General features: G+C 64.9%; 18 protein-coding genes. 9 read left to right on the top strand and 9 right to left on the bottom strand.

The genetic code is table 11. From position 1 onward, the window contains the following. Positions 1 to 179: 179 nt before the first annotated feature. The 4 genes from ACLQ7E_RS15460 to paaZ form a co-directional block, all read right to left on the bottom strand. Positions 180 to 1,070 (bottom strand): hypothetical protein, encoded by an 891-nt coding sequence (locus ACLQ7E_RS15460; protein WP_411733472.1) that lies wholly within the window; start codon positions 1,068 to 1,070, stop codon positions 180 to 182. A gap of 647 nt (positions 1,071 to 1,717) precedes the next feature. Next, positions 1,718 to 1,963 (bottom strand): hypothetical protein, encoded by a 246-nt coding sequence (locus ACLQ7E_RS15455; protein ID WP_411733471.1) that lies wholly within the window; start codon positions 1,961 to 1,963, stop codon positions 1,718 to 1,720. Between the two features lie 745 nt (positions 1,964 to 2,708). Beyond that, the gene (locus ACLQ7E_RS15450) at positions 2,709 to 3,926 is read right to left on the bottom strand and encodes a phosphotransferase (RefSeq protein WP_411733470.1); all 1,218 of its coding nucleotides are present in this window, start codon (positions 3,924 to 3,926) and stop codon (positions 2,709 to 2,711) included. Between the two features lie 240 nt (positions 3,927 to 4,166). Next, the gene (gene paaZ, locus ACLQ7E_RS15445) at positions 4,167 to 6,293 is read right to left on the bottom strand and encodes a phenylacetic acid degradation bifunctional protein PaaZ (protein ID WP_411733469.1); all 2,127 of its coding nucleotides are present in this window, start codon (positions 6,291 to 6,293) and stop codon (positions 4,167 to 4,169) included. A 113-nt stretch (positions 6,294 to 6,406) separates the two neighbouring features. Here paaZ and ACLQ7E_RS15440 point away from each other — a divergent pair, with 113 nt between their 5' ends. The 3 genes from ACLQ7E_RS15440 (at position 6,407) to ACLQ7E_RS15430 (ending at position 8,618) form a co-directional block, all read left to right on the top strand. Then, positions 6,407 to 6,847 (top strand): PaaI family thioesterase, encoded by a 441-nt coding sequence (locus tag ACLQ7E_RS15440; protein ID WP_411733468.1) that lies wholly within the window; start codon positions 6,407 to 6,409, stop codon positions 6,845 to 6,847. A gap of 218 nt (positions 6,848 to 7,065) precedes the next feature. After that, complete coding sequence (locus ACLQ7E_RS15435; protein WP_411733467.1) at positions 7,066 to 7,953, top strand: serine protein kinase RIO; 888 nt, start codon at positions 7,066 to 7,068, stop codon at positions 7,951 to 7,953. 227 nt (positions 7,954 to 8,180) lie between these two features. Beyond that, complete coding sequence (locus ACLQ7E_RS15430) at positions 8,181 to 8,618, top strand: hypothetical protein (protein WP_411733466.1); 438 nt, start codon at positions 8,181 to 8,183, stop codon at positions 8,616 to 8,618. Here ACLQ7E_RS15430 and ACLQ7E_RS15425 read toward each other — a convergent pair. Both ACLQ7E_RS15425 and ACLQ7E_RS15420 read right to left on the bottom strand, forming a co-directional pair. Next, positions 8,599 to 10,263, bottom strand: coding sequence for an ATP-binding cassette domain-containing protein (locus ACLQ7E_RS15425; RefSeq protein WP_411733465.1), 1,665 nt, complete (start codon positions 10,261 to 10,263; stop codon positions 8,599 to 8,601). The genes ACLQ7E_RS15430 and ACLQ7E_RS15425 overlap by 20 nt on opposite strands. Before the next feature lie 226 nt (positions 10,264 to 10,489). Further along, positions 10,490 to 11,503 (bottom strand): NAD-dependent epimerase/dehydratase family protein, encoded by a 1,014-nt coding sequence (locus ACLQ7E_RS15420; RefSeq protein WP_411733464.1) that lies wholly within the window; start codon positions 11,501 to 11,503, stop codon positions 10,490 to 10,492. Positions 11,504 to 11,644: 141 nt separating this feature from the next. On the opposite strand from ACLQ7E_RS15420, the gene ACLQ7E_RS15415 reads away from it, so the two are divergent. The 5 genes from ACLQ7E_RS15415 to ACLQ7E_RS15395 all read left to right on the top strand — a co-directional run bounded on the left by ACLQ7E_RS15415 (position 11,645) and on the right by ACLQ7E_RS15395 (position 18,542). Next, on the top strand, positions 11,645 to 12,250 hold the full coding sequence (locus ACLQ7E_RS15415) for a hypothetical protein (protein WP_411733463.1): 606 nt from the start codon (positions 11,645 to 11,647) through the stop codon (positions 12,248 to 12,250). A 276-nt stretch (positions 12,251 to 12,526) separates the two neighbouring features. Further along, on the top strand, positions 12,527 to 14,053 hold the full coding sequence (locus ACLQ7E_RS15410; protein ID WP_411733462.1) for a pyridoxal phosphate-dependent decarboxylase family protein: 1,527 nt from the start codon (positions 12,527 to 12,529) through the stop codon (positions 14,051 to 14,053). Then, a complete protein-coding gene (locus ACLQ7E_RS15405) occupies positions 14,050 to 15,393 on the top strand; it encodes a lysine N(6)-hydroxylase/L-ornithine N(5)-oxygenase family protein (protein WP_411733461.1) in 1,344 nt (447 codons plus the stop codon). Before ACLQ7E_RS15410 ends, ACLQ7E_RS15405 begins: the two co-directional genes overlap by 4 nt. Then, positions 15,390 to 17,810 (top strand): GNAT family N-acetyltransferase, encoded by a 2,421-nt coding sequence (locus tag ACLQ7E_RS15400; protein ID WP_411733460.1) that lies wholly within the window; start codon positions 15,390 to 15,392, stop codon positions 17,808 to 17,810. Before ACLQ7E_RS15405 ends, ACLQ7E_RS15400 begins: the two co-directional genes overlap by 4 nt. 405 nt (positions 17,811 to 18,215) lie before the next feature. After that, complete coding sequence (locus ACLQ7E_RS15395; RefSeq protein ID WP_411733459.1) at positions 18,216 to 18,542, top strand: hypothetical protein; 327 nt, start codon at positions 18,216 to 18,218, stop codon at positions 18,540 to 18,542. Between the two features lie 276 nt (positions 18,543 to 18,818). Here the strand turns inward: ACLQ7E_RS15395 and ACLQ7E_RS15390 are convergent, their stop codons facing one another. Both ACLQ7E_RS15390 and ACLQ7E_RS15385 read right to left on the bottom strand, forming a co-directional pair. Next, positions 18,819 to 19,343 (bottom strand): N-acetyltransferase family protein, encoded by a 525-nt coding sequence (locus ACLQ7E_RS15390; protein ID WP_411733458.1) that lies wholly within the window; start codon positions 19,341 to 19,343, stop codon positions 18,819 to 18,821. Positions 19,344 to 19,566: 223 nt separating this feature from the next. Then, positions 19,567 to 19,947, bottom strand: coding sequence for a hypothetical protein (locus tag ACLQ7E_RS15385; RefSeq protein ID WP_411733457.1), 381 nt, complete (start codon positions 19,945 to 19,947; stop codon positions 19,567 to 19,569). Between the two features lie 243 nt (positions 19,948 to 20,190). Here ACLQ7E_RS15385 and ACLQ7E_RS15380 point away from each other — a divergent pair, with 243 nt between their 5' ends. Beyond that, a complete protein-coding gene (locus ACLQ7E_RS15380) occupies positions 20,191 to 20,577 on the top strand; it encodes a hypothetical protein (RefSeq protein WP_411733456.1) in 387 nt (128 codons plus the stop codon). Positions 20,578 to 20,675: 98 nt separating this feature from the next. On the opposite strand, the gene ACLQ7E_RS15375 is transcribed toward ACLQ7E_RS15380, so the two are convergent. After that, a partial coding sequence (locus ACLQ7E_RS15375; protein ID WP_411733455.1) for a hypothetical protein occupies positions 20,676 to 20,932 on the bottom strand: 257 nt, incomplete at its 5' end.

Here is a 20,932-nt window from a genome sequence, read left to right as displayed (position 1 = left end):
GCAGGGAATCACCAATCTTTACGTGCGGCCGACTGTCCATCGGACGGGATGGGAAGTGCCGTCGGTTCCCCCCAATGAGCAGACCACGGTCAATGACCGTGGTCTGCCATTTTGCCGCTCCTTGCGGGCGGCTGGACCGGCCCGGTACATGACTAGGGGCACCGGGCCGGCATCCTTTCTTAGTTGCAGGAAACGTCCACCCAGTAGGTGTGGTCGCCTTCGGTGTGGTTCGCGACGGTGACCGGTACCGTTGCGGTTCCGCCCCTGACCTTCGCCGAGGATCCGTCGGGTGCCTGGACGGACGCGATACCGCAGCCGGGCTGGCTGGCCACAACGATGGAGTGCGTGCCTTGCTCGGTTGCTTCGAAGTGGGCCTCATGGAAGGCCAGTACGGCGGGGTTCCATTCCGAGTACTTGATGTTGTGGGCACCGTTGGTGTCCACCCAAGTGGCGGCGTAGCCGTCCAAGGCCGCACCGTTCTTCCAGAAGCGCACGTCGATTTCGACGATCACGTCGCTGCGGACCTTGTAGTTGTCCACCTTGCTGTACCGGGGTACGAAGCAGTTCTTGTTGCCGGCGGCGGAACAGTCCAGTTTGCTGGTCGGGGTGACCCAGACCTTGTAGACCCCGCCGTTGTTGGGTGTGTCAGCGTAGGGGAACAGCTGGACGGTTGCTCCTCCGTCCTCGCCGTCAAGCCCCGTGGCGTGGGCGCACGCCCCGGAAGGCGTGGTGTCTTGGATGACGCCGCTGGCATTCACGGAGAACTGCCGACATTCAACCGCGTCAGATGAGAGCAGGACCTTTCCGGAAGGGTCGGTGACCTGGAAGGAGTAGGTGCCGGCGGGCAGGCCCGCTGCGTCATCGGGGGCGTTGATTCCGGGGCCGCCGTTGAGGTAGACGTCTTCCTTGGCGTCGTAAATGTTCAAGTTGACGGGGACACCGGAGACGTCCGAGGTGAAGATGGCTCCGGAGAGCTGCGCACCGGGCGGAGGAGCCGCCGTTGCCGGTGCTGACCACAGCGTTGCGGCCGCGACGATAATTGCGCTGGGAATGGCGAGCAGCTTATTCATGAGATCCCTCTGATCTACGAGTAGGAAACCGCATCCGGTGCGCAGCTGACGGCTCGTACTCCCAGCAAGGACGAGCTCCATCCGGAATCCACTTCGGGGATCACGGATGGACAGGCTACGCCTCGGATGCCCGAAGCATACGTCTGTGAAATGGTGGACGACAATACGTGGGCCCACCCCTTAATTACTCGGTGTGCCGCGTGCTTCGAGGGTGCATTTTTCTTGTTTATCCGCCCATTCCGCACAGGGTGCCGCTGGTTCCCGGAATCCGGTGGCTCGGGTTTTTCCGGTGCCACAGCCGCGTGTTCGGTCATCCACTGCCCGGCCAATTGCCCGGTGGATTCACGACCTAGTCGACGAATCCGTCTCCAGGGATCCAGGCCGTTTCCCGGCACGCTCGGGCGGCCACACCAGCAAGAAATGTTCAAACACGATCCCGTCGTCTTCGCTCAAGGTGCGGTCGCTTGCGACTTCGGTATGCAGCCGGTATTTGCAGTGTTCGGTTCTCCAGCTTTACGGCTTTCCAGCGAACTGTCGTCATCGCCCTCGTCCCCGGCGAAGTCCGCGTCGGCGCTTCCGAAGGTCCCCAACGGCGGTTCCACGCTTTTCGGGATGATCGAATGTGTTACTGGCCCATCACAGGTGATTCAATGAGAACCTACTCGCAGAACCGGTTGGCCGTCATCCATGGAATGCCGGTCCAAGGTCACCGTCGCTCGTTTGCGGCCGTGGTTGACTTCATGCAGCAGTGCGTCGGTCAGGACCCTGGAATCCCCGATGCGCTCGATCGTGTAATCCTGCCAGAGCTTCACCGCATCGGGGTGGGCTCTTGAATACTCGGCCCACATCGAGGCCGCTGCGACCTGGTCTAAAAGTCGGTCGTTGGAATCCACGGGTTCCCCAGAGATCGTATGCCACGGCAGTTCCACATCAGCCGTACAGGTGACCGGGTCAAGCATCACTTGGCCGTTGAAGGTGGAGGTCCGTGTACGCACATGCGGCGGGTACCGGTTCGGAGACCGGCACCCGCCGCATGCTGTTGCTCGTGACCGTTAGGCGGCGCTGGCCGCCGACGGAGCTGACTTCGGCGATATCGGCGACAGAGCCGACACGGGCGACTGCGCGGAGACCGGGGACTGAGCCGAGACCGGGGACTGAGCCGAGACCGGCGATACCGGACTCTGAGCCGACACCGGAGACACCGGAGACACCGCAGTCTTAGCCGAAACCGGCGACGCAGCCGACTTCGCCGATGTGGCAGTCTGTGCGGAGGCTTCGGCCGCGGCGGCCACCTGCTCCACGGAGGAAGAAGTTTGCTGTGACGAGCGCTCCTGCACAACCACCGACTCGTTGACGGGGACGACCGGCTGGGCTACTGCAACACCCGCTCCGATGGCGACTACGCCAAATGCACCGGTGATTGACCAAAATGTGCGTGACTTCTTCATGGTTTCGAACCTTTCGTTCGTTGTCCTGCTGGTGATCTTCTTCCAGCATGACTCCTGAATGTGAGCCGTAGAGGAGAATTGAATGAGAACGTTCTCATCTTGACGTCCCGACCTGGGAAATAATTCCACGCCATAGGCCATAGGCCTAGAATTTCAGGGCCAAAACTAGTCAAGTTGCCAGGTTTTGTGGCTATCTAGCTAGGTCAAGAAGTTGCTCCACCCGCCGCAATCGGTCCATGGCCACCGTGCGCCAGCCGGGGTTGGATTCATCCCGCGCGCCGGCCACCAAGGACAGGACTACGCACGCAGCCCGGGCATATAGCCCGTTGGCCGATACCCCGCGTTTGCCCAGTTCCACTTCGAAGGCCTTGGCATAGCGTTCAAGATAGCCACCGACCCGTTCATACCGCGGGTCAAGGCCCGGGAGGACCGCCAGGTGTCCAAGAAAACACGCCAGGTCATCGACAAGATATCCGGGGCCGGCCGAATCGATATCCAGCAACCCGGTAATGGTTCCGTCGGTCACGAAGATGTTTGCCTCGTAGAAGTCCCCGTGGCTGGGAACCAGCTCACCGCGCTCGGACGTTTCCAGGATGCGCGCCAGTCGCTGGATCAGGGTCCCGATGTTTTCGGCCTGGTCCGGCATTGCGGTTTGGGCCGCGTGCCCATACCAGCCCAAGCGGTCCGACCAGGCCGGCCGCGCCGGGACCTCCATGAGCGTTTGCGGCAACGAGTCAAGAAGCCCGATGATGCGTTGCGGGTCCAACGGCAAGTCCGGGGCGTGCATCAGGGCTTCGGCCAACGGCACGCCCTTGGCCCGGTGGAAGGCGAGAACGCCGTCGATTGGCGGGCCGACGGGCGTTGGTGCGGGGATGCCTGCCTGTAACAGGGCCAGATGCTTGTCATGGAGAAGTTGTGCGTCCTTCCGCAGCACCTTGAGGAATAGCTGGTTGCCGTCGCCGAAGCGCGCCAGCAGAACTGCCCTGCGCAGCGGGCGATAGGCCAGGGTGCGCAGCTCTTCCAGCACACGGCCGCCGCCCCACTTTTCCTCGACCAGTCCCGGGGTGGTCGCCAACCGCAACCCGGGCAGCAGCGGGTCGGCCGGATGCAGCCAAACGACGACGGTGCCCCGCCCGCTGTCCAGGCGAACTGCCCCTTCGGGGAACTTCTCCAGTTTTTCGGCCGTGGCACCCAGGTAGAGGGTTGTCGACCCGTTGGTTGCCTCAAAGACACCGGAGACCCCTGCCCCGGGCCGGTGGTGCAGCTCCGCCAAGGAGACCTGGGCATGCTCAAGTCCCATCGGTCGAACGACGTCGGCCAGGATGCCGGCGAACTCGGCGGATTCGAAGAAGTCCAGTTGCTCGCGTTCGGTCCATGCGTCGGCATCCTGAAGCACCGGTGAATTCATCGAACCCTCGTTCCTCGTGGGCGCGGCGCGTTGCGCCGGCAGGCAGCCAGTGCCGCCCCGTGTCCCTTTGCCCGCTACCTTCTCACATCCGGCGCTCCGCGGGCCACGGCAGGCGGTCACGGGCGCGTCCCGGCGCCGGTCCCGGTCCCGGGGGAAGCCAATGGCCAACCACTGCATCCCTGTCCGGGAAGCGGGCGGTCGGCCATTGGCGTTTGCCGCATCTTCATGCGGGCCCGGGCACTAGGCCCAGTTGGCGTAGGTGGTGTTTTCCTTTTCCACCAGGGTCAACACGTCGTAAGTGGCAACGATCTCGCCGTCCTGGTTGTTGATGACAGCGTCCCAGGCAACCTCTCCGTATTCGTCTGTGACGCGCGGGGTGATCTTCTTGGCGGTCAGCGTGACCCGGATCGAGTCCCCGTCCGGCACCGGGGTGATGAAGCGCAGGTTTTCCAGGCCGTAGTTGGCCAGCACCGGGCCCGGGGCCGGCTGGACGAAGAGTCCGGCCGCCCATGAGACCAGCAGGTATCCATGGGCGACGATGCCGGGGAAGAACGGGTTGGCCTCCGCCGCGGCGCGATCGGTGTGCGCGTAGAAGGTGTCACCGGTTTCGTTGGCGAAAGCGGTGATTTCCTCCAGGCTGACCTTGCGCAGCGGCGAGGCGAAGGCATCGCCGATCCTCAGCTCGGCCAGCGACTTGCGGAACGGGTGGATGGCGCCGGCGACGGCACCGAACTCGGCGTCCCCGGCAATGAGGCGGTCGGCACCCGTGTGCCAGGTTCCGGTCACGGCGGTGAGCATGTTCGGCGAACCCTGGATGGCGGTGCGCTGCATGTGGTGCATGACCGAGCGGATGCCGCCGAGTTCCTCGCCGCCTCCTGCGCGGCCCGGGCCGCCGTGGACCAGGTGCGGAACCGGGGAACCGTGGCCGGTGGAGCTGCGCGCTGTCTCGCGGTTGAGCATGTGGACGCGGCCGTGGTGCGAGGCGATGCCGGTGGTCAGGATGCGTGCTGCCTCGGGGTCGTTGGTGCAAACCGTGGCCACCAGGGAGCCTGCACCCTTGGCCGCGAGGCGGATGGCGTCACCTAGATCCGAATAGCCGATCACCGAGGACACGGGGCCGAAGGCCTCGCGGCTGTGCACCGCCGCGTTTTCCACGTCGTCCCAAGTGAGCAACAGCGGGGACATGAAAGCCCCGGCGTCGACGGTTTTCTCGTCGCCCTCGGTGGTGCGGACCACCGGCGCATCCAGGGTGCCGTAGGCGATCTCGCCGCCGGCGGCAATCATGTCTTCGACTGCGGCGCGCACGTCGCGCAGCTGCTCCAGCGAAGCAAGGGCCCCCATGGTGACGCCCTCGGCGCGCGGGTCGCCGATGACCACGCGCTCGTCGATGCGCGCACCCACGGCCTTGACCACATCGCCCACAAGGGCGGCTGGCACGATGTTGCGCCGGATGGCCGTGCATTTCTGGCCGGCCTTCGAGGTCATCTCGGTGGTGACGGCCTTGACGAAGGCGTCGAATTCCGGGGTTCCGAGAACCGCGTCCGGACCCAGGATGGCCGCGTTGAGCGAGTCGGTTTCCGCGGTGAAACGGACTCCCCCGTCAATGACGTTCTTGTGGGACTTCAACGAGGAGGCGGTGGAGGCCGAGCCGGTGAAGGAAAGCATGTCGCGGTAATCCAGCACGTCCAACAGGGTGCGTGCCGAACCGGAAATGAGCTGGATGGAGCCTGCGGGCAGAATGCCGGAATCGACCATCAGGCGCACCATGGCCTCGGCGACGTAGCCGGTGGGGGTGGCGGGCTTGGCGATGGTCGGCACCCCGGCGATGAAGGCGGGTGCGAACTTCTCCAGCATGCCCCAGACAGGGAAGTTGAAGGCGTTGATCTGTGCGGCGACACCGGGGATGCGGGTGTAGATGTGTTCGCCGGCGAAGGATCCGTCGCGCGAAAGCACTTCCATGGGCCCGTCGGGGATGACGTTGGAGTTCGGCAGTTCGCGCCGTCCCTTGGAGGAGAAGGTGAACAGCACGCCGATGCCGCCGTCGATGTCCACCATCGAGTCGATCTTGGTCGCACCGGTTTGGTAGGAGATCTCGTAGAGCACCTCGCGGTGGTCGTTGAGGAATGTGGCAAGTTCCTTGAGTTTCAGGGCGCGCTCGTGCAGGGTGAGCTTGCCGAGTTCGGCCTGCCCGACGGTGCGTCCGTATTCAACGACCTTGGCAAGATCCATCCCGTCGCTGTTGACCGTGGCCAGGGGCGCTCCGGTGTTGGCATCCAAAACCGGGGTGCCACCGACCGGCGCGGACGGGGTCCACCAGGAGTTTTGGATGAAGCTGGGAACGAGTGGAGCCATGGGAGTAGTCGTCATCGACGAAGTCCTTCCTGAACGATCGGTCAGTATTAGCAACCACAGTACAGTATGGGAAAGAACGCCACGAGCCTCGGGCGCCAAACTGGTCCGAAAAACAGGAGACAAACAGCATGAGCGCAGAGCGCCCCACCGCCCCGACCCCCGAAGCGTCGATTGACGGAGTCTGGCAGATTGCCCTCGGCGAGCTGGATATCAAGATGGGCATCAAGATCCTGGAGGAGTCGGTCGAGAAGGTCGTGGCGACCATGCCGGTGGAGGGAAACCGCCAATCCTTCGGCCTGCTGCACGGCGGCGCCTCCCTTGCCGTGGGCGAGGCGGTGGGTTCATGGGCGGCGGTGAAACACGCCTCGACCATGGGCAAGTCGGCCGTGGGCGTGGACGTCTCGGCGACGCACCACAAGGGTGCCCGAAGCGGCCTGGTCACGATCACTGCGACCCCCATCAGCCTGGGCCGACGCGTGGCCAGCCACCAGGTCGTCATCGAGAACGAGGTCGGCGAGCGCCTCTGCACCCTGCGGATCACCAACCTGATCATCGACATCAAGAAGTAGTTCGCACTGGGCGCAGCACCGCTTTCGCCGCACACCCTCCCCCGCCGGAGTCCCGGCGCGACGGCAGCCCCGCCCTGCCGCCAAAGTGATTGACAACTACCAATGACTGTGGTTTTCTTGGAGAACCACCGCCAGTAACCACCTAAGGAGGAATCCGATGAGTGTCCCGACCATGACCCCGGAACCATGCCTTCCTTCCCACAGGAGTTACTCCAGCAATGAAGAATTACGTAGAAAAGAACTTTCCAGACACCTTTGAAGCACGCCACGCCGGAACCAAGACAGGGCACTCCGATCGAGGGGAAGACTGGAACTACCTTGACGACCAACTTACCGAATCCCAGCGTTGGTCAACCTGGCCGGCAACCGAGAAGCTCATGCGCGGCCCCCTCCCCTATCCCGAGTTCGTCATCGAGGATGCAGGCGCCATCGACACCGAACTCGGCGTGCTCAAGACCGGCAAGGAAGCCGACGTCTTCCTGATCGAGCGGGCGACCGCCGAGCAACGTGCCCTGTTGGCTGCCAAACGCTACAGGTCGCCGGAGCAACGCACCTTCAACAGGTCCTCGACCTACACCGAGGGGCGCAGCGTCAAGCGTTCGCGCGACGCCCGCGCACTGAAAAACGGCAGCACCTACGGACGGCTCGTCGAGGCCTCGCGGTGGGCGAATTCCGAGTGGCAATACCTGCGCTTGTGTTTTGCGGCAGGTGCTCCGGTCCCCTACCCGGTACAGGTCATGGGCACTGAGATCCTCATGGAGTTCATCGAGGACCCCGAGTCCCCGGGCGCGGCGGCTCCCCGGCTGCAGCATGTGCGTCCGGACGCCGAACGGCTGGGGCTCTATTGGGAGCAAATCGTAGAGGCCATGAAGATCTTTGCCCGACTGGGATTTGCCCACGGGGATCTCTCCCCCTACAACGTGCTTGCCGCGGGCGAAAGGCTCGTGGTCATCGACCTGCCGCAATTTGTGGACTTGGCAGGGAACGAACGCGGTGCCGGGTTGCTGAGGCGCGACTGTCAAAACATCTGTGCTTGGTTCCGGCCCCGCGGCCTGGATGTTGACGGCGACGAACTCTTGGCCGAGCTCATCGCCGAGGCCTGGTAGGCCTCAATTGGCATCCCCGTTCGCGGGCGCAAGACCATTGGGAACAATTGGTACATCCGCTGTGCTGGTATCGGCTCACCCGCGGGGCTATGGTTGGCCCACAGAACTGCTTGGGCCGCACATACGACAAGATCAATCTCGCACCTTGCCCGCAAGTAAGCGGCCACGTGGCCATTGCTGGCCGTCATTTTCGGTACCTTGAGCAATTCCCAGAAAGGATATTCAAGTTGCGTACCGCATATAAGGTCGTTGCGCACATCATTGCCGCCGCTGTTGTGGTTCAGGCGGCACTGATCGCGTGGTCGATGTTTGGGCTGATCCCTTACTTAGAGGCCGGGACGGTCCCGGCCGAGCCGCCATGGACAGCGATGATGCATGGCACGATCGGGATGATGGTGATTCCGTTGCTTGTGCTTGCGCTGGTGGTCATCGCATTGCTGGCCCACGCCGGGCTGAAGTGGGCCCTATGGCTCCTTCTGGCCGTCGCGGTGCAAATCACACTGGCCTTCGTGGCCTTCATGGTCGACGGTGCCTCCTGGGTCGGGGCGCTTCACGGGGCCAATGCCTTTGGCATCATTGCGCTGGCGGAGGTCGGCGCCCGGGCGATCGCCCACGCGCCGGTGCACGTACCCCACAGCAGGAAGGTCATGCGCCCGGCGACGTAGCCTGGCGCTGCATTTCCCATTCACGATCCGTGGCCAGCGCGGCGAGGAATTCCTCGTCGTGACTGGCCACAACGATGGCGCCGCCAAACGATTCGAGGGCCGACAGCAGCTGCTCGACCGTGACCATGTCCAGGTTGTTGGTCGGCTCGTCGAGCAGCAGCAATTGCGGGGCGGGATCGGCCAGCAGAATCATCGCCAGCGCCACCCGGAACCTCTCCCCTCCCGACAGCTGGGCTACCGGTTCATCGACCCGGCCACCCCGGAAATGGAATCCAGCCAGCCGTTCCCGCAAGATTCCCGGCTCCACGCCCGGCGCCGAAAGACGGAGGTTCTCCAACATGCTCATCCCGTCTTGGAGCCCGGCCCAGTCCTCCCCTCCCCTGGCCGCAAGTCGCTGGCGCAGGAACCCTACCGGCACCCGCGACCGCGCCTCCAGCTGACCAAGCAACGATGACTTTCCAACCCCGTTTTCCCCCACCAAGGCAATGCGTTCCGGTCCCCTGATGCCCAGCAGGGAGTCCCCGTCCAGGGGCTCACCGTCTTCGAGCACGATGCCGCGAGTGATTGCGGCGGCCGGCAAGTCAACCACGCTGCGTCCCACGGGAACGTGGGTCCGCGGCAATTCGATTCCGATCCTCAGTTCCACGGGCAATCCGTTGCGGGCCTCGGCCAATTCCGCGCGGGCCTCTGACTCGTGCGACTTCATGATGCCGCGGTTCTTCGCCGCGGAGACCTCGGCCTTGTTGCGCAGCGAGTTGGCCAGGATCTTGGGCATGGATTCCGCGGCCTTCTGCCCCTGTTTGGAACGCCGGGCGATCTTGGTTTCGGCCTCGCGACCCTGCCGCTTCTCGACAGCCAGCTTGCGGCGCGCATCGCTGAGCCTTCTGGCGGCACTGTCGCGTTCGTGACCCAGTGATTCCTCCCTGGAGGCCCAATTCCCGAAGCGCACCAGGTCCATCTTTTCGGCACGCAACGCACGCACGTTGACCGGGCGCAGTTCGGCCAGGGAATCGAGCATCTTCAAAAGCGTCTTGTCGTGGGTGGAAACCAGCAGGGTCCCGGAGAAACGCTCCACCATCTCGTAGAGCCGGTGGAGGGCGGCACGGTCGAGGTTGTTGGTCGGCTCATCGAGCAAGATGATCCCGCCGCCGCGGATTTCCATGCCGGCAAGCGCCACGGCCATGGTTTCCCCGCCGGACAGGGTGCCAACGGTGCGCCCCAGAAATTGCCGAGTGACATCCGCATTCAGGTATCCGTTCAACAGTGCGGCGGACCGCTCCTCAAGGTCCCAGTCATCGCCGACCAGATCCATGTCGCGTGCCAGGTCCTCGGTCGTGTTGCCCAGGATCCGGTGCAGCGCGGCCAGGGTGTCAGCGATGCCCATCAGGCTTGCCACGCTTCGATTGGTGTCCAGGACGACGTCCTGCGCCAGGTAGGACGGCCGCGCGTGAGCATGGATCGTGCCTCGTGTGGGCTTAAGTTCTCCCGCGACAAGCCGTAACAGCGTGGACTTGCCCGATCCGTTGGGCCCGATCAGGCCCGTGGTTCCACGGGAGAATGTCGTTGAGACTTCGTCAAATACGGTTCCGCCATCGGGCCAGGAAAAGCCCAGGCGGTCAACGATGATGGGGTTTGGGTGTTGCATGGTGGTTCTCATTTCGGCGAAGGAAGCACCGAAACTTGACCATGACCTCGAACTGCCCCGCGTGCGGGGTGGAGGTCATGGTGTTTCCTTGGCGCGATTAGGCGAAGGCGAGAACTAGCAACACGTCGTGGTCCTGACGTCGACAATGGGACCTTTCAATCCTGCGGCCAGGAGACCACGGCTGTCAAATGCCTGGCCTGCACAGCAGTGGCCCCGCCCAAGGTCCTCAGCCGACGACCAGCCCTGCTTCCTCATCGGCACTCAGGCCCGAGCGCAGCGCACCGGCCCCGCCTCCATCGTTCGAGCGCACGATGTCTTCAAAGCTCTCGCGCAGGCTTCGTCGGCGCAGTCCCAGAGCCAGTGCACGGGCATCCGAGCGGCGCGCAAATCCCGCAAAACCGGACTCCGTTGGCAGCACCAGCGGCAACGACTTCGGTCCGGCCCAGGGATTCACCAGGTCCACCTCCATCCGCGCCAGATCGTATTCGACGAGCTTGTGGCCCGGGTCCGGGTTCGCGGATGAAGTCGCGGCCTCGGCGGCCTCCTGCGCCAGGCGGAGGGCCTCGCCCAGCGTATGTTGCGCGCCCACGGCATTGACGAATCCCCGGTGCCCCGCCGATCCGGCGTCCAGAACGAATGCTGCCAGGTCGCGCACGTCAATGATCTGCACCCATTGCTGCCCGTCCGGGTCGGCAGGAACCAGCACGGGATCCCGCGGCTCGGCAAAGCGCAGCGGCCAATAGCTACTGCGCCCGGTGGGGTCCCCGGGACCTCCGATCAATCCCGGGCGGACCACAAGGGCCCGGCCGTCCCGGGCTTGCATGCTCAGCTCCTCGCAGGCGGACTTGGTCCGGGCATAGTCCGGCTCGGCCTCCCCGTCATCGGGATCGAGCGGCTTGACGACATCGGCGGTCTCGTCCGCGCCCGGCTCGGATTGTTCGGCGTACACCGAGCAGGAGGAGATGAATACCCAGTTCCGGGCCTTGCCGCCGAGCCGTCGGAGTGCTTCGCGGGCAAACGTTGGTGAAGAGGTCAGCTCGATAACCAGATCCCAGACTTGGTTTTCCACGCGGTCGTAGGCATCGCGCGATGCGCGATCGGCAATGACCTCGTTGACCCCCGGAGCAAAAGCCTGCGTCCCTCGGGCCAGCGCCGTGACCTGCTGGCCTGAGTCCAGGGCCAGGCCGCTGAGAGTCTTTCCCAGCCAACCGGTGCCGCCGAGCAGCAGAATATTGGTCATGACTTAGAGTCAACGGCTCCGCCGTCCGCCGGCGCAAGGGAATTCTCGGTGGGCGTAGGAGGAACCTGCCGAATCCAAAACTGTTCGGATCGTTATCCGCGATACTCCCCGACGCCATCTGTTGTTGCCTAGGCTCAGGTCATGAACCGAATTCCAAGGATTTTGGCCGGACTCGCGGGTCTGGGACTGATGCTGACGGCTTGTGTGCCCCTTGATGTTGAGACGGCGGATCCAACGACGTCGTCCAGTTCCGGGGAACCCGTTTTCCCGCCCCAGGCCGCCGCATCTTCGCAAGCGCCGGAATTGCCGTTGCAGGCAAGCCCTGCAGACGGGTTGGAACAACGAATCGCCGCATTGCACAAGTTCTCTGTTGCCTATCAACTGCAGGAGGGAAAGCACCCCGTCGACTATGCGGTGCCCGGGAGCGAGCGGGCGCTTCTGGCCGAGCGCTTTTCCCAGGGCATGCGCTTTGAGTTGCCCGAAAAGCAGTCAGGCGACTCGATCATCGTTGAGATGACGTGTTCGAAGGGAATCAATGCACGTTTTGAGGCCTACGACTTGGAGGGGCGGAGTGTCGGAAGCGGTCAATCCTCTTGCTCGCCCGACGGGCCCTCCGGCTTTGGCTTCGGTTTCTTGGAGAATCGACGCGTCCGGCAGATCGAAGTCAGCTTCGTGCAGGAGTCCGACGTGGAGTTGAGCGTCACGACCTTCACGTCATCCGACCAGGAACAACCCTCCGGGAACTGACATACGCAAAGGTGCCACCCGACTTGACGTCCTGCTTGACCGAGCATTTGGCAACTTTGCGAAGTGTGACGTGCACGCGGCCGCCCCGGCGGCCATTGGCGGGTACAACGTAGCCGGACGGACACTATTGCCCGCCCGACAAGGGGTTTATTGGTTGTTGATTGAACTTAAGTTGTATTAGCGCCCTCTCGTATGCCTTTAATGTCACGTCACAAGTTAGGTAAGCATAACCTTTGCTCACCATCTCGTGGCATTCCCCGATCTTGAAGGAGCCCCATGACGCCCCAACGTCCCCTGGCGCAAACCCTGCTCTCCCCCGTCCACTCCTCCAGCGGCCTTGCCGCCGGGCACCTGCTGGGCCGCGCCACGGCCGAGCGCATGGCCGACGAATTCGGCGCCGCAGCCAGACTCGCTGCCCGGTTCATCTCCGATGCGGCCGGGCCCACCACCGGCCCGGGCCCCGACGCGCTGCGCGCCCGGCTCGACGCGGTGGACCTGCGCACCCCGCTGGGCGACACCGCCGCCGCCCTGGAGGAAGCCACCGAGCTCTACCTGCGCGACGCCGTCTACTTCCACCACCCGCGCTATGCGGCGCACCTGAACTGCCCCGTCGCGCTGCCCGCCATCGCCGCCGAAGCCCTGGTCACCACTGTGAACACCTCGATGGACACCTGGGACCAGAGCGCGGGCGCCACGCTCATCGAGCAGCGCCTCATCGATTGGGCAGCCGACCTGGCCGGGCTCGGCCCGGACGCCGACGGCGTCTTCACCAGCGGCGGCACGGCCTCGAACCTGCAGGCGATGCTGCTGGCCCGCAACACCGCGGTTGTGGGAAAACCGGGAAGCCTGCCCGAGCGCCTTGCCGGGCTGCGCATCTACGCCTCGGCCGACAGCCACTTCAGCATCTCCACCTCCGCGTCCCTGCTGGGGCTGGGCGCCGAGGCAGTAGTTGCCATCCCGTGCGACGCGCTCCACCGAATGGACGCGGCCGCCCTGCGGCGCGCCCTTGAGGACGACCGGGCCGCCGGGTTGCGCGCGATGGCCATCGTCGCCACCGCCGGCACCACCGACTTTGGCTCCATCGACCCGCTGTCGGCCATCGGGGCCCTGGCCGCGGCGCACGGCGCCTGGTTCCACGTCGACGCCGCCTACGGCTGCGGGCTGCTTGCCTCCCCGCGCCACCGCGGGCTGCTGGCCGGCATCGAGGCCGCCAACTCGGTGACGGTGGACTTCCACAAGTCCTTCTTCCAGCCCATCGGTTCCAGCGCAATCCTGGTCCGCGACAGGGCCGTCCTCGCCCTGGTCTCGCACCACGCCGAATACCTGAACCCGGCAGCCGAGGCCGGGCGCATCCCCAACCAGGTGGACAAGTCGCTTGCCACCACCCGCCGCTTTGACGCGTTGAAGCTCTGGGTGACGCTGCGCTCGATCGGTGCCGAAGCCCTGGGCACGATGTTCGACACCGTCATGGACCTGGCCGCCGCGACCGGTCAGCTCGTGAAGGACCACCCCGAACTCGAATTGGCGGCAGAGGTCCAGCTCAGCACCGTCGTCTTCCGCTACCTCCCGCCGGTCCCCGTCGACGAGGGGCCCGTCCCGCTGGCCAACGAGATCCGCAGCGCGCTCTATGACTCCGGCGAGGCCATGGTTGCCGCCACCACCATCGCGGGCGTCCGCCAGCTCAAGCTCACGCTGCTGAACCCGCAGACCACCATCGGCGACGTTGCGGCCATCCTGGATGCCATCGTCGAGCACGGCCGCCGGATCTCCGGCGAGCGCGCACCAACGGAGGTGCAGGCATGAGCACCGCGTCCAACGACAACGGGCGCGTCCTTGACGCCGTCGGCATCGGCGCCGGCCCCTTCAACCTCGGCTTCGCGGCGCTGGCCGACACCGTGCCCGGGCTCGACGTGCTGGTGCTCGAACGCGCCGAGGAGTTTGCCTGGCACCCGGGCATGATGCTCGAGGGCACCCACCTGCAGGTCCCATTCATGGCCGACCTGGTCACCATGGCCGATCCCGCCCACCCGCTTTCCTTCCTGAACCACCTCAAGGACACCGGGCGCCTCTACCCGTTCTACATCCGCGAGAACTTCTACCCGCTGCGCGAGGAGTACAACAACTACCTGCGCTGGGCAGCGGCCCGCCTGCCGTCGGTGCGTTTCGGTTCGCACGTGGCCGCCGCCCGCTTCGCCGACGGGATCTACGAACTCGACGTGCACAACAGCGAGGGCGCGCACACCGTGCGTACCCGGCGGCTGGTGCTCGGCACCGGAACGGTCCCGCATGTGCCGGCCTCCGTCCCCGCGTCCGTGCTGGCCTCCGGGCAAGCGGTGCACACCAGCGGCTACCGTCCCGCCCGCGCATCGATTTCCGCCGGGTCCCGCATCGCGGTGGTGGGCAGCGGGCAGAGCGCCGCGGAGGTCTTCGCCGACCTGCTGGGGACCCTGGGCCCGGAGACGCACCTTGAATGGGTGACCCGCTCCCCGCGCTTCTTCCCGCTCGAATACACCAAGTTGACCCTGGAGATGACCTCCCCCGAGTACATCGACCACTTCCACTCACTGCCGCAGGGCGCCCGCGATGCGCTGTCCGCCAGCCAAAAGGGCCTCTACAAGGGCATCAATGCGGATCTGATCGACGAGATCCACGAGCTGCTCTACCGCCGCCAGGTCTCCGGGCACGCCCCGGTCACCCTCCGCGCCGCCACCGCCCTGCAGGGGATCGAGCAGCGGGACGGCGCCCTGGCATTGCACCTGCGCAACCAGGACGACGGCGGGGAGTTCTCCATCCTCGCCGACACCCTGGTGCTGGCCACCGGCTACGCCTATCGCGAGCCGGCGTTCCTGGCCGGAATCGGGACACGCATCAACCGGCTGCCCGACGGCCGGCTCGACGTGGACCGCCACTACGCGGTCAGCGACGACGCCGACGTACTGGTGCAGAACGCCGAGCTGCACACCCACGGCTTCACCGCCCCGGATTTGGGCATGGGCGCCTACCGCAACTCGGTGATCATCAACCGGATCCTCGGGTACGAGCACTACGCGGTGGAGAAACGCATCGGCTTCCAGTCCTTCGGCAGCCCGTCCCCCGGCTCCCCGCCGCTTCCCTCCCCCACGCTCGAAGGAGCCCACGCATGATTTCCACGCCCTCCATCGTCATCGCCCCTGCCCGCCGCACGGCACCTGCCGCCGCCGACTTCGGTTTCCGCCGCCTTGACCCGGCGGCCGACGCCCAGCTGCTGCACGAGTGGGTGAACACCGACAGGGCCCGCTACTGGGGCATGGACGGGACCACCGTTTCCCAGGTCCGGGCCGCCTACGCGGACCTCGATGCCTCGCCGCACCACCACGCGCTGCTGGGCCTGTTGCCCGCCCAGCGCCTTCACGCCGAGCCGGAGCCGATGTTCCTGCTCGAGCACTACGCCCCGGAGCACTCGGTGCTCGCCGGCCGCTACGCCCACCAACACGGAGACACCGGCATGCACCTGCTGCTCGCCGGCCCGGGCGACGGCAAACCGCTGCCCGGCTTCAGTGCCGCGGCCATGGAAGCGGCAATCGCCCACCTCTTCGCAGACCCTGCGGTGCTGCGCGTGGTGGTCGAACCCGACGCCGCGAACACCGCCATCCACTCGCTGAACTCCCGGCTCGGCTTCCGCCCGCAGGCCCGGATCGACCTGCCGGCCGGGCCCGACACCCCGGCCAAGACCGCGCTCCTCTCCTTCTGCACCCGGGCCGACTTCGCCGCCGCCACCGGGCGGCCCTCGAGTGCCGCCGCGCACCTGTCCCCTGGCCGCTGGGATGTCGCGAACCGGCACCTGCTGGCCAAGGCGATCGCCGAGTTCTCCCACGAGCGGCTGCTCGCCCCGGCTCCCGGCGCGGTCCCCGGCTCGTGGTCCCTGGGCACCGGCAGCCACGAATACCGCTTCGCCGCCACCGTGCACGGGCTGGAGCACTGGGTCATCGACCCGGACTCGCTCCGGGTGACCAGCAACGGGGAACCTGCAGCACCGGACGCCGCCGGCTTTGTGCTGGCCTTCAGGCAGACCCTGGGCCTGTCCGCGGCCCAGCTGCCGGTGTACCTCGAGGAGATTGGCAGCACGCTGGCGGGGCACTGCTACAAGCAGTTGCATTCCACCGCCAGCGCCGCCGAACTGGCCGCCGGAACCGGGGACGCGGTCGCCGACTTCCAGCGCACCGAGGCCGCGATGACCGAGGGGCACCCCTGCTTCGTGGCCAACAACGGCCGCCTGGGCCTGGGCGCCAATGACTATCTCTCCTACGCCCCGGAGACCGGCGCCGCGCTCGCGCTGCAGTGGCTGGCCGCCCACACGTCCCGCGCCAGCTACAGCTCGCTGCCCGGGCTGGACGCCGAAACCCTGCTGCAGGGCGAGCTCGGGACAAAGCAGCTGGCCCGCTTCCGCGCACGGATCACCGACGCCTGTGCGACAAGCGGCCTGGATCCGGCCGACTTCGTGCTGCTGCCCATCCACCCCTGGCAGTGGGAGCACAAGCTCGCGCCCGGCTTCGCGCCGGATGTCGCCAGCGGGCATCTGCTCCACCTGGGCGCCGGGGAGGACCTCTACCAGCCGCAGCAGTCGATCCGCACATTCTTCAACCGCAGCGCGCCGGAGCGCCACTACGTGAAGACCGCGCTTTCGGTGCTGAACATGGGCTTCATGCGCGGGCTCTCGGCCGCCTACATGGAGGCGACCCCGGCCATCAACACCTGGCTCACCTCCGTCTTCGAGAACGACGAGGAGCTGCAGCAGGGCAATGTGGGACTGTTGCGCGAAATCGCCGCCGTCGGCTACTCGTCCCCGCTCTTCGAGGCGGCAGGGAAGGATGCGCCGCAGCGCAAGATGCTGGCTGCGCTCTGGCGCGAATCCCCGTCCGGGCTGGTCAATCCCGGCCAACAGCTCGCCACCATGGCCTCGCTGTTGCATATGGATGCCGCAGGCGCCTCGGTGGCCGCCGCCCACATTCGGCGCTCGGGGCTGGACGCCACCGACTGGCTTTCCCGCTACTTCGACGCCTACCTGGTCCCCCTGGTGCACTGCCTGTGCCGCTACGACCTGGCGTTCATGCCACACGGGGAAAACGTCATCCTGGTGCTGGAGGACTCCGTGCCGGTCCGGGTGCTGCACAAGGACCTGGCCGAGGAGGTCGCGGTGCTCGGGGACCGGCAGCCGCTGCCTTCCGAGGTCGAGCGGATCCGCGCGGCGGTCCCGGACTCCGAGCGCAGGCTGGTCATCTTTACCGACATCATCGACTGTTTCCTGCGCTTCCTCGCCCCAATGCTGGCCCGCGAGGGGATCTGCAGCGAGGATGGGTTCTGGGACACGGCCGCGGCCCGGATGCTCGCCTACCGGAACCGGCACCCCGAAACGGCCGAGGACTTCGACGCGCTGGAGCTCTTCGCCGATTCCTTCGAGCTCTCCTGCCTGAACCGGCTGCAGCTACGCAACAACCGGCAGATGCTGGATTTGGCCGACCAGTCCTCAGGGCTGATCTACGCCGGAACCCTGGCCAACCCGCTGGCCGGGCGCGGGGCCTAGGAAACCGAGGCAAGGCCGGGACCGCAGTTCGCGGCCCCGGCCTTCGCCGTCATCGTGGGCCCCGGGTGCCGGGTCCGCGGTCGGGCCGGTTCGCCCCCGGGAATGACGGCATGCCGAGCCCGGAAATTTTGCTGGAACCGCACTATATGCGCCCTTCGGGGCCCGCGGTATCCTCAAAACATGCTGCATCTGTGTGCCGCATTGTCGGCCCGGCTTTGCTTGGTCTTCCTGCTCGCTGGATGCACCATGCTCGTGGATGATTCGTTGCCCGCCCCCCTGACCACCTCGCCGGTTTTGGGGCCGTCCTTCATACCGGAGATCAGGGTCTTTCCGATCTTTCCCCTGCCGATCGGGGACGATACAGGGGTTAGGCCACCGTCCCATGCCGATCTCATAGAACAAGGCATGAGCCCCTTGCCGGGTTCCCAGCCCGGCACTGAAAAGGTCCTGATGCATTTTCACGGCCGGGGCGATTCAAAGATCATCTTGCCGTACCAGCGATCAGGCGCGCTGCTGTGGCTGCTGGTAAGTTGCGAAACCGATGCGCCGGTGGCCATCCGATCGTTCGACGTCCGGGGCATCGTGGTGGCCCGCTACGATCTGGACCCCTGCCGGGTTGCCGAGGGCGGCGGGGGAACCGAGGACAGCACCTCCACCTTCGTGGAGGTCTGGACCTATCCGGACGTGGAGTACGACGTCACGGTCATTTCCTCGGAACTGCGGAACGAGTGAGCTGCCCCGGCTCCCCCTTACCCGGCGGACACCAGGTCCGGGCTGGCCAGTGCCCAGGTCCGGCCCGGACCTGGCGCCAACCGACCGGCTCGCCCGCTACTTCGACGCCTGCTTCGTTCCCCGGGTGCACTGCCTGTGCCGCTACGACCTGGTTGTCATTTTCCTCTAAGACGACTGCATTGGGCCCAAAATCCTGTGCACTGCGCGGGGCGTCCGCAAGGGGAACGCTCTGCGGGACGTTGTTGTGACTAGCTTCGGTGATGCTTCGTCAGGGGGCTATGTGAGTGCGCGGCTGTGGCGCCGTTCTGGCACGGGCGGATCGAAGCGGGTGTCCTGCATCGTCCCGCCATCGTCGAGCCAGCCGCGATTCGTGTAGAAGTCGATGGCCCTGGTATTGGTGGCCTCGACCCACAGAAACGCCTTGTCGTATCCCAAGGAGTCGAGCCTTTCCTCGGCGGCCGCGAACAGTGCTGAACCTGCTCCCTTGGCCCACCACTTTGGATGCACGTTGATTGCGTAGATCTGCCCCCATGCGGGGTGGCCATCGTCGGTGGAGGGCCCGAGGATACAAAATCCTACGACCTGGTTTTCAGTGTGCGCCACCAGGTGGGTTGTTCCTGACTTCGGGGTGGCAATGTTCCGAATCCAGCCCTCTGCATAGCGCTCCCTGTCCATGGCATCGAGGTAATCGTCGCTCATCACACCCCGGTAGGCGGCTCTCCAGGCAGCGATCTGGATATCGGCCAATGCGGGCGCGTCGGTTTCCGCCGGGGGTCGTACAGAGACATGTGTGATGGTCATGTTTTGGAATCTACCAACACCTTGCAGCGGAAAGGGAGCTCGTGACGGCCCATGGGGAGTGAACATGCGGCGACAGCGGATCCAAATGGCGTCTTGTTTCCCCGGCAAGTGGTGATCGTTGGCGATAACGTGGGCTGGTAATTCCGGTTCGCAAGGGAAGCGCAGGCGGGACAGACTCACAGCTTCATTGTCGGGTCAAAAAATTTCGGGTCAGTCCCTGGTCTTACAGGCCTGGTTTCCATTCTCCACCCGCGCCCTTGCGGTAAAGGTCGGCCGCCGCCATCGTTCCGAGGTCCTGGCCATCCGCGAGAGCTACATGTACTTTCTCAACACGAGAGCGCAATCGGCGCCCCTCCTCGTCGGCAAATGCAATCGGGGTTCCCACAAACTCAGCAAGTGTATGGAACGGACTGACCGCAAGAAAAGCGTCATTTGAGGCCCCCGCGGAAGACGGATCGAAAACGACCATGATTGTTGCGCCGTCAAAAGAAATCGAGACGACTGCCTTGGCAAACAGAACGCCGCTTGTTGCGCGTTCATCGACGTACCGCTCGAAGGCATCGATAACTTCTCGGTCGTCCGGAACGCTGTTCTCTATCGACAATTTGAAGACCCCTATCCGCCTCTGTATCGGCGAGTGGTATTTGGAATGAGCCATCGTCTCTTACAGTGGCCTCAGTATTTCAGCTGCATAGCGATAGTTGCATAGGGGTGTGACTATTGATCTCGTTTGGCGGTCAAGCTGCAGTTTAGGCAGCTGCCCTGGCCCGTCCGCAAGCGGAACCCTGACCGGACAACCTGACATCGGCTCGCCGCAACCTGATCCTTGGTGCAGGCTGGTAGAACTATGGGATGGCTGGATAAGTGGTTCGACGAAGCAAACTGGCCGCGCGACCCCCGATTGGACGTGTTTCGCGATGCCGTGTGGGAGCTGACGATCGACGGGGAGATCAAGGGCTGGCTGACCACCTCGGTCGGTGTCATACGGTCATTCCCGTTCTTCTGGGACAAGCAGGAGCAGATGTGGTCTCAGGTGCACTGGCTTGACGGCAAGCACGAATACCTGGAGGAGGACTACGGCCCCGAATGGTATGCCGTCGAAGAGCTGTTGGGCGGGCACTTTGTCACCGACGACCCCCAGACCAGTAGAGAAACCAGCTTTGCCGCGAGCCAGGTGACCGGTACCGAGCGCGACCGACTATGGGAACAGCTGGACCATGGCGCGGTCGGATAGACCCGTGATTTCTCTCGTTCGTTGTCTCACTTAGGAAGGCGCTGCGGGGCGGTGCGTTTTCTTGAAGTCAGGCGACTAGCGGTCCCGATACGGTTTGGCTATTCGCCCCCAGCAACCTCATCGTTCGCGGCTTCCTCTATCCAATCAATTGCCTGATCCGAGAGCAAAAATTCCTCTGCAACATTGTCCGCAGCCCATGATGCTTCTGCCGTGGGGGGCCCCGCCACTGCCGTGATCTGATCCAGAATGCTTGGCGGCACAACGTCTCCGTTATTGTCGATCAACCATTGCCGGGTCGAAGAGTTCAGAAGTGGCCACCAGTTCTCAATGTTCATGGCCTCATTCTGGCAGCAGA

This window comes from Paeniglutamicibacter sp., from assembly GCF_046714615.1.
GTDB lineage: Bacteria > Actinomycetota > Actinomycetes > Actinomycetales > Micrococcaceae > Paeniglutamicibacter.
Note: the sequence above shows the minus strand (reverse complement) of the source record. Positions and strands in the feature narration are given on the sequence as shown.